Annotated in this window: 7 protein-coding genes; 5 read left to right on the top strand and 2 right to left on the bottom strand. The window is 47.7% G+C overall.

The features are described from left to right. Positions 1 to 116: 116 nt before the first annotated feature. The 3 genes from EDM58_RS15915 to EDM58_RS15905 all read left to right on the top strand — a co-directional run bounded on the left by EDM58_RS15915 (position 117) and on the right by EDM58_RS15905 (position 2,670). Positions 117 to 869 carry a DUF4303 domain-containing protein gene (locus EDM58_RS15915; RefSeq protein WP_183187530.1) on the top strand — a complete coding sequence of 251 codons (753 nt, stop codon included), beginning with the start codon at positions 117 to 119 and terminating at the stop codon, positions 867 to 869. 95 nt (positions 870 to 964) lie between these two features. Continuing rightward, entirely contained in the window at positions 965 to 1,036 is a 72-nt protein-coding gene (locus EDM58_RS26545; RefSeq protein ID WP_122914219.1) for an excalibur calcium-binding domain-containing protein, read from the top strand. Between the two features lie 89 nt (positions 1,037 to 1,125). Beyond that, positions 1,126 to 2,670, top strand: coding sequence for a YifB family Mg chelatase-like AAA ATPase (locus EDM58_RS15905; protein WP_122914205.1), 1,545 nt, complete (start codon positions 1,126 to 1,128; stop codon positions 2,668 to 2,670). A gap of 61 nt (positions 2,671 to 2,731) precedes the next feature. On the opposite strand, the gene EDM58_RS15900 is transcribed toward EDM58_RS15905, so the two are convergent. Beyond that, positions 2,732 to 3,004, bottom strand: a complete 273-nt coding sequence (locus tag EDM58_RS15900) for a protease inhibitor I42 family protein (protein ID WP_122914218.1) — start codon at positions 3,002 to 3,004, stop codon at positions 2,732 to 2,734. Between the two features lie 139 nt (positions 3,005 to 3,143). Next, positions 3,144 to 5,006: a squalene--hopene cyclase gene (gene shc / locus EDM58_RS15895; RefSeq protein ID WP_122914204.1), complete on the bottom strand. Its 1,863-nt coding sequence runs from the start codon at positions 5,004 to 5,006 to the stop codon at positions 3,144 to 3,146. A gap of 91 nt (positions 5,007 to 5,097) precedes the next feature. Here shc and EDM58_RS15890 point away from each other — a divergent pair, with 91 nt between their 5' ends. Further along, positions 5,098 to 6,240, top strand: coding sequence for a DUF2515 domain-containing protein (locus EDM58_RS15890; protein WP_122914203.1), 1,143 nt, complete (start codon positions 5,098 to 5,100; stop codon positions 6,238 to 6,240). Next, positions 6,203 to 6,613 (top strand): CBO0543 family protein, encoded by a 411-nt coding sequence (locus EDM58_RS15885; RefSeq protein ID WP_246000781.1) that lies wholly within the window; start codon positions 6,203 to 6,205, stop codon positions 6,611 to 6,613. The genes EDM58_RS15890 and EDM58_RS15885 overlap by 38 nt, the downstream gene beginning before the upstream one ends. Positions 6,614 to 7,069: the final 456 nt, after the last annotated feature.

Genomic DNA, 7,069 nt, shown 5'->3' with positions numbered 1-7,069 from the left:
TGAACAAGTAATCATAGCTTAACTGGGTTACCAAGTGAAAGAAAAAAGTGTTCATTTCTATTTGGCGGATACTGTTGAATTTAGTTTAGCAGTTACAGCTGATAGAGCGAAATGATTTGCACGGAAGTACAGGGGTAGTAGTCGATGCTAAAAAAATCGAGGATTTGTTGTTTCAACATTGTACTGAAACCATCAATAAGTTTGCAAAAACGGATGAAAATAAAGGAGTTTACGTTTTTTCCCTATATACTGATGTAACACATGGAAGTTTTATCATACACATAAATACTGAAGAGGCATTAGAAAAAACAGCTAACCGGTACTATGAGAATTACAAAAAGAAATTGATAGAAACGAACGATTCCTTTTATGATCGCTCATTTGAACAAACAAAAATAAGCCTAAGATTTAGTGAAGGTGATTTCGATTTCAGTTTTGAGGATTTGCCCGATCAGCTTAACGATATAATGAGCTTATATTATTGTATTAATCTAAAGGAGCTAAATTATAGTCCCGAACAAGATACGATTATTCCCAAGAGCTTAATGGACCATCAGCTATATTTTATAGGAGTTTTTCCAGAAGAGAAAGTGAATGATGAAGAATTCCTCAAGATCGTACAAAGACAAAAAAGCAAATCGGTAAAAGAGCAGCTAGAATTTTGGTTATTGCAAATCAAGAGTAATAAATGGCGTACCGATAATAATGTAATATCTAAGTATTGTAAAACTGACTATCATGCCTATGAATGCTTAGTAAATATAGGGAGTGGGCTTCTGCCCTATATTATTGAAAAGTTAAATGAGATTGATTTATCAGAAGCAGAAAGATACATATGTGAAGAACTCATAAATGATATAAAAAGCTAGAAATGTCCCGGATTCATATACAATGTAAAATTTTATACCGCAGCCTCTTGACTAATAGCCAAGAGGCTGCGGCGTTTTAGGTCGTACTAACACGATTGAAAATTGTTGGATTGTCCGGTAATTGTCCTGCACTTGATAGAGATAACGATGGGATTGCATGTGAATAAATGCGAAATCATGGTGTTTTAGAGTCGAATACCAAAAAACTTGCCCCTACCCTCTATCTTTTCCTACGCTATAGGTGGAGGGGAAACATATGTACGCTTGCAGTTTTTCCGGTACCGTAATGGGAATAGATGGCATGATGGTTTCTGTGGAGACAGACATCGCCAACGGGCTGCCGCAGTTTGACCTGGTCGGACTTGGCGGTTCTGCAGTAAAAGAGGCGCGGGACCGCGTCCGGTCCGCGATGCGAAATGCGGGCTTTGACTACCCGATGCAGCGCATTACCGTCAATTTGGCACCTGCCGATCAACGCAAGGAAGGGTCGGGCTTCGACTTGGCGATCGCGATCGGAATCTTGCTTGCTTCCAAACAAATTCCGCCACGGGAAGAGCGCATCCTGATCTTGGGGGAGCTTGCATTGGATGGATCACTGCGTCCAGTGTCTGGTGTGTTGCCGATTCTCCTGGAAGCAAAAAGAAACGGCTTTACACACGTGGTTCTGCCCGAACAAAACGAGGCGGAAGCCCGTCTGGTCGACATCGTGGTGCTGCCAGCCGCACATTTGCAGGACGCAGCAAAGTATTGGACGCAGGAGCAGCTTGTATCCCGAGGATCCGACGCCAAGGGAATGAAGACCATCAGTCTGCACAGAAGCACAGAATACCCAGATTTCAGCAACGTCTACGGCCAGAACCTCGTCAAGCGGGGGCTGGAGATTGCAGCAGCGGGATTTCACAATGTGATCCTGGTAGGCCCACCCGGATCCGGGAAGACACTGCTTGCCAATTGTCTTCCTGGGATCATGCCGCAGATGACGATGGAAGAATCGTATGAAGTAACGAAAATCTACAGTATTGCCGGGCATTTGACGCGTACCAGCGGTCTGGTACGTGAGCGCCCTTTTCGCTCTCCCCATCATACGATCACCGCGACAGCGCTGATTGGAGGGGGGACGCAGATACCGCGGCCAGGAGAGTGCAGTCTTTCCCATGGAGGCATCCTCTTTCTGGACGAAATGCCCGAATTCTCACGCCATGTATTGGAGGTGCTGCGCCAGCCGTTAGAAGCAGGAGTCGTGACGATTGGGCGATCCAAGCAGGTATTTACCTTCCCGGCCCGGTTTCTGCTAATTGGCTCGTGCAATCCGTGTCCGTGTGGTTACTTCGGGTCCAGGGACCAGCGGGAATGCTATTGCTCGCCCCTGCAGATTCAGCGATACCGGGCCAAGCTGTCTGGCCCGCTCCTGGATCGAATCGATTTACATCTGGAGGTGCCGAGGGTACCTGTTCACCTGTTAAATCAACGCAGCGTAGCAGAATCATCCGCCGTGATCCGCGACAGAGTGGAAGCCGCTAGAACAATTCAGAGCAAAAGGTTTGGCCATCGCGCCACATCGCCATTCAACAGCGCGATGAGTGGAGAAGAATTGCGCCGTTACTGCATGCTGGACAAAGAGGGTCAGGAACTGCTGCAAATGGCCATCGAAACCTTGGGGCTAAGTGCGCGCGCCTACGATCGGATCGTCAAGCTGGCCAGAACAATTGCGGACCTGGCGGGAGCGGAGGACATTGGCTCATCCCATGTGGCAGAAGCAATCCGTTATCGGGCGCTGGATCGCCAAGTCGGCGTATGCTAATTCTGCTCATCGAGTCTTATCGAGGATGCCTTCTGTTTTTCTAACGTTGGAACCTATAGACCTACTGTATCGCAATCATGTAAAAGTGAAATTGAGCGCAGTCGCTTTCATCCCAAGGGCGACAGTATTTAAAGGAGAGACTGGTCACACCTCGAGTTAGCGCCCGGAATCTCCAGATTTGTCTGCCGCTTTGGCCAAACCTGGTTGTAGGGGTAGAAGGCGGCAGATAAGTAGTCTCCAGCAGGGAAAGGTAGCGAGGATCAGGCGGATTGGATAACATCCACCGATAGCCTGTCGAGGGATTGGATGCAAGAGAAATCGAAAACGTCTCCATGACATGGACGTGAATCGTCGAAACAGGGGCATCAGGTATAAGTACCACTCCTTTTTGGGATTACCGCCAAGTCCTCGTTCTAAGAATGAGGAATCCTGCTGTCTCGAGCTCATTTCTCAAAATGGCAAATTGTGCTAGCCTACCCATACTTTTTTTGAAAATGTCCGAGGGCAATCAAGGGCCAAATGTATCGGTAACTATTGTAATGGAAGTAAAAGCCGCCAGGCAGTGCCGCACCTGTCGGGTACGAAAGAGTCCAATCTTGATTCCCTTCTTTCCCCAGTAAAAATTGTATGCCACGTATCATCGGCAATGTGGGTGTCGGGGAGGCGGCGATGAGGGTGTCGACTGCCCAGGCAGTTTGCGAAGGCGTACTTGCCCCTAAAGGAACATAGGATTTGACAATATCGCTGTTACAGGATTCTCCCCATCCCCCGTCTTGATTTTGGATGCGCAATAACCACTGTACCGCTTTTTGTATCGCGGGATGTTCCGCTGGTACACCAACCGCGATCAGCCCGGTAACCGCCGACCACGTCCCGTATATATAGCAAATCCCCCAGCGGCCATACCAGGAGCCATTCTCTTCTTGATTTCGCAAGAGCCAGCTAACCGCTTTTTGTATGCTCGGGTCACGCACGTTCATTCCAGCATGGTTTCCCAGAAACTCCAAGGTCCTTCCCGTCAAATCAGTTGTGGACGGGTCCGTGCTGACGGCATCTGCTCCTTCGATCGGAAGCCACGACAAGATTTGTTTGTTGGTGTTTTTTTCAAAAGCTGGCCAACCCCCGTCATCATTTTGCATGGACAACAGCCAGTTCAGACCCCGTTGCCACGCTCTCTGGTAGACCAGATCGGTTTTTTGCATCTGGCTGATCGCCCGCAAAGCGGCTGTTGTGTCATCAATGTCAGGGTTGATTGTGTTGCTATCGGAAAATCCCCACCCTCCCGGAAGCGCAGCATGGTTATGCAGCACCCAATCGCCATATTTGTCTTGTTGCCGAGAAAGCAAGTATCTGCCTGCTTTTTGTAGCATCGGATGGGATGCAGAGACTCCGGATACTTGAAGAGCATGGGTCAGCAAGGCAGTATCCCAAACCGTTGATGTCGCATCCTGCATATGAATCTGTCCGTTTCTGTGGCAAGCCATCGTTTTTAGGCCAGCAACAGCGCGGGTGATAACGGGATGACTTTTGGGATAGCCGAGTGACAGCAAAGCGAAGATCATGAGAACGGTGGAAGTGAGGTAACTGTATAAGGTACCATCCGCTTCGAGCCGTTTCAGCATGAATTGTTTTGCTTGATTCAGCGCCTCCTGATGGATCTGCGCCGTATAGGGTAGAAACTTGATGACATCTTCAATTCGCTTTTGGAGATAACGCGCTGCGAAAGAGTGATGATCAGCCGTACTGGGGATTCGAAGCTCAGAGATATCGGGAGTTCTCTCCGTCTGGATGACCAGCTTGCGGTCTGTCAGGATCAGGATGGGAGCGATATGTACTCGCGCGTACCCGACAAAATCGAAAAAATGGAAGGGGGCCCAGTGAGGCAGAAGCATCCCTTCAATAGGAATTGTTACATGCGCATCCCATGGAATTTGGCCTGACAGAGATAGCATGAGCTTGGTCAGCATGCTTGTTTGCGAGAGCCCGCCTTTGGCCAAGATCTGCTGTTTGGCAGTCAGCATGTGCTCTTCGTCGTTCCAGCTATGGCCAGCGTAGAGGAGAGCGTAGTACGCTTCGACGGTCGCGGAAAGATTCCCTCTTTCTTCATCGTGAAACAGCTTCCACGTTCCGTTTTCCACTTGCAATGCGGCGATTCGTTGCGCCAAACCGCTGATAAACTCCTCGTCATCTATACGCAAGCTGCGCAATAGGATGATCATATACGCATTAGTCAGCGGCCCGCTTTCCAGACAAAAACGCCAAGCTCCGTCTGGCGATTGGCTGCCCTGCAATCGATGAACGATCCGGTTTATTTCCGATTCCACTCTTTCTTTCATGTTTCGCCATACCTTTCTTCATCCCAGGATATCTGCCTATATCCACGTTATGCATGTGTGCACAAACGGTTCTGGATAGGAGAGGGTAGGCATGGGTATCCCGCTCAAACAATTCGGTGTGCAGTTCAAGATTGGCAGAGAATTAAACAAAAAAGTAAAACTTCGAGCGAAACGGGTTGTAGATCAATCAGAGTTGCCACAAAGTGAACAACAACTGATTCATCACATCAAGGAATGCACGCGGCAACGCAACAAAAACAATGTGACGCGAACCATGGCGTATTACGAGTATTATCGAAGCCATCCCGAGATTCACTGGGCCTTTTTGGGTCACATGGTGTCAAGAAACGGCGGCTGGAATATGACCGACCTGAAAGGAGAGCTTCTCTCCAGGCTGCTTTCCACCGCGGAACAGAACGATTTTTTTCAGTTTTTGGAACGCGGCAATTGGCTGATTTTTCAAGACGTCTACCCGCAATTTTTGCTGTACGAGGAAAGTCTGAAAAGGGAGAAGAACCTGTTTCATCTACTGCCTTTCTTTCATGTATCCGTCTTTATGGAGGTCATCTGGAATCACTTCTGGTTGACTGGCGACCGCGATCTTTTGGCAATGGGACTTATTATCAACGAGCAAAACTATTTGGAAAAGAGGATCATCAAAAATTCGTATTATCAAAAAACGGTTCTGCAAACGCTTGAATTCAAACTGCAGGACGTATTGCGTTTAAATCAGATTGTCTTTCCTTGTTATCGGGAGGGGAGCAGTGAGCCATATCTGGTCGGGCAAACGCTTCAGCATTTTGCCTCGCTTTATGAACGAATCCGATTAGGAAAGCAGTTATACGCATTGCTTTTTGATCGAGCTGACATCCTGCAAGGAGCAGTGGCCTGGGCGGCGGATCATCCGCATACCGGCTCCCGCAAAGATTACTGGCCACATTTGTTCAACGACGTAAAGGAAACCACGCCCGGTGTCTTGTATAAAAAGCGAACAGTGAACGGTCGATTGAAACCGGGAGCAAGCCGCCTTTTCAGCCCAACCCTGCTGCATGCTTGGAAGGATGTGGATCATCCTGAGGCAGAAGCCGGGGATTGGTGTGAGGATTGGAAAGCCATCACGTACTTCCTCCAGGTTGAAGAAAACATAGACGGGGAGATCATGGATGATTACTGTAAAACGCTGGAGAAAATCGAACTTGCGGTCATGGCACAAACCGCGATCAGGCAAGACTAGGCGGAAATCATATCTGCCGTCGATGATTTTCGCATCCTGGCTGGGAACGTATCTGGATCTCATTCTGGTAAATAAGCAGCTGTACTCGTTTCCTGTACGGCTTTTCCCCGGTGTTTTTGACATTCATGTCCTCTTCACATTGCTTGTCCTACCGGTTGTCACTGCAATCTGTCTCTCCTTGTTGCAGCGGTTGCATACATGGCCGAGGTGGTTTGCCATCCTGCTGTTTGGAATCATTGCCGCTTACGCCGAACAGGTTTCAGAAAGCTTGGGATGGTTTGTCCACAGCAGTGAATGGCGGCATGTCTATTCCTTCTTCGGGTACAGCCTGTTTCTATGGCTGGTGTGGCGGTTTCATCAGAAGTTTTCATAGATGATTCGAATAGGCTGCAGGCAAGGTGCTTTACGCTAAGTCTTGAAGGTAAAACTGGGGAGAACCCGTACTAAGCAAGAGACGAAATAGCAGCTTTCTAAATCCGTCAATGATAACAATTGGCGGATTTTCTCTTCCTACACTCTCATTAGGTATAGATGTTTTCCTTATAAATTTTAAAATATTTGGTTTTTACAGGAAAAAGTGCTTTTTCAAAAGGAGATTGCAAAAATTTGGCGAATGAAGTAGGAATAAAGACATATAATGTCGAATTTCAATTGGTTATTGAGACTTATTTTATAGAGAATTGACAAAAGTGATCCGCACTTTTGAGATATGCTCCGTGCATCTGGATACGCAAATTCTTCTCTATATGCCTGTTTAAGCCTCTTCCCACTCGCGAATTGAAATTTTCGGTAATACGGGAAAACTTGCCAAGGGAATAAAAAGGGGCAG

This window comes from Brevibacillus panacihumi (assembly GCF_003710985.1).
GTDB lineage: Bacteria > Bacillota > Bacilli > Brevibacillales > Brevibacillaceae > Brevibacillus > Brevibacillus panacihumi.
Note: the sequence above shows the minus strand (reverse complement) of the source record. Positions and strands in the feature narration are given on the sequence as shown.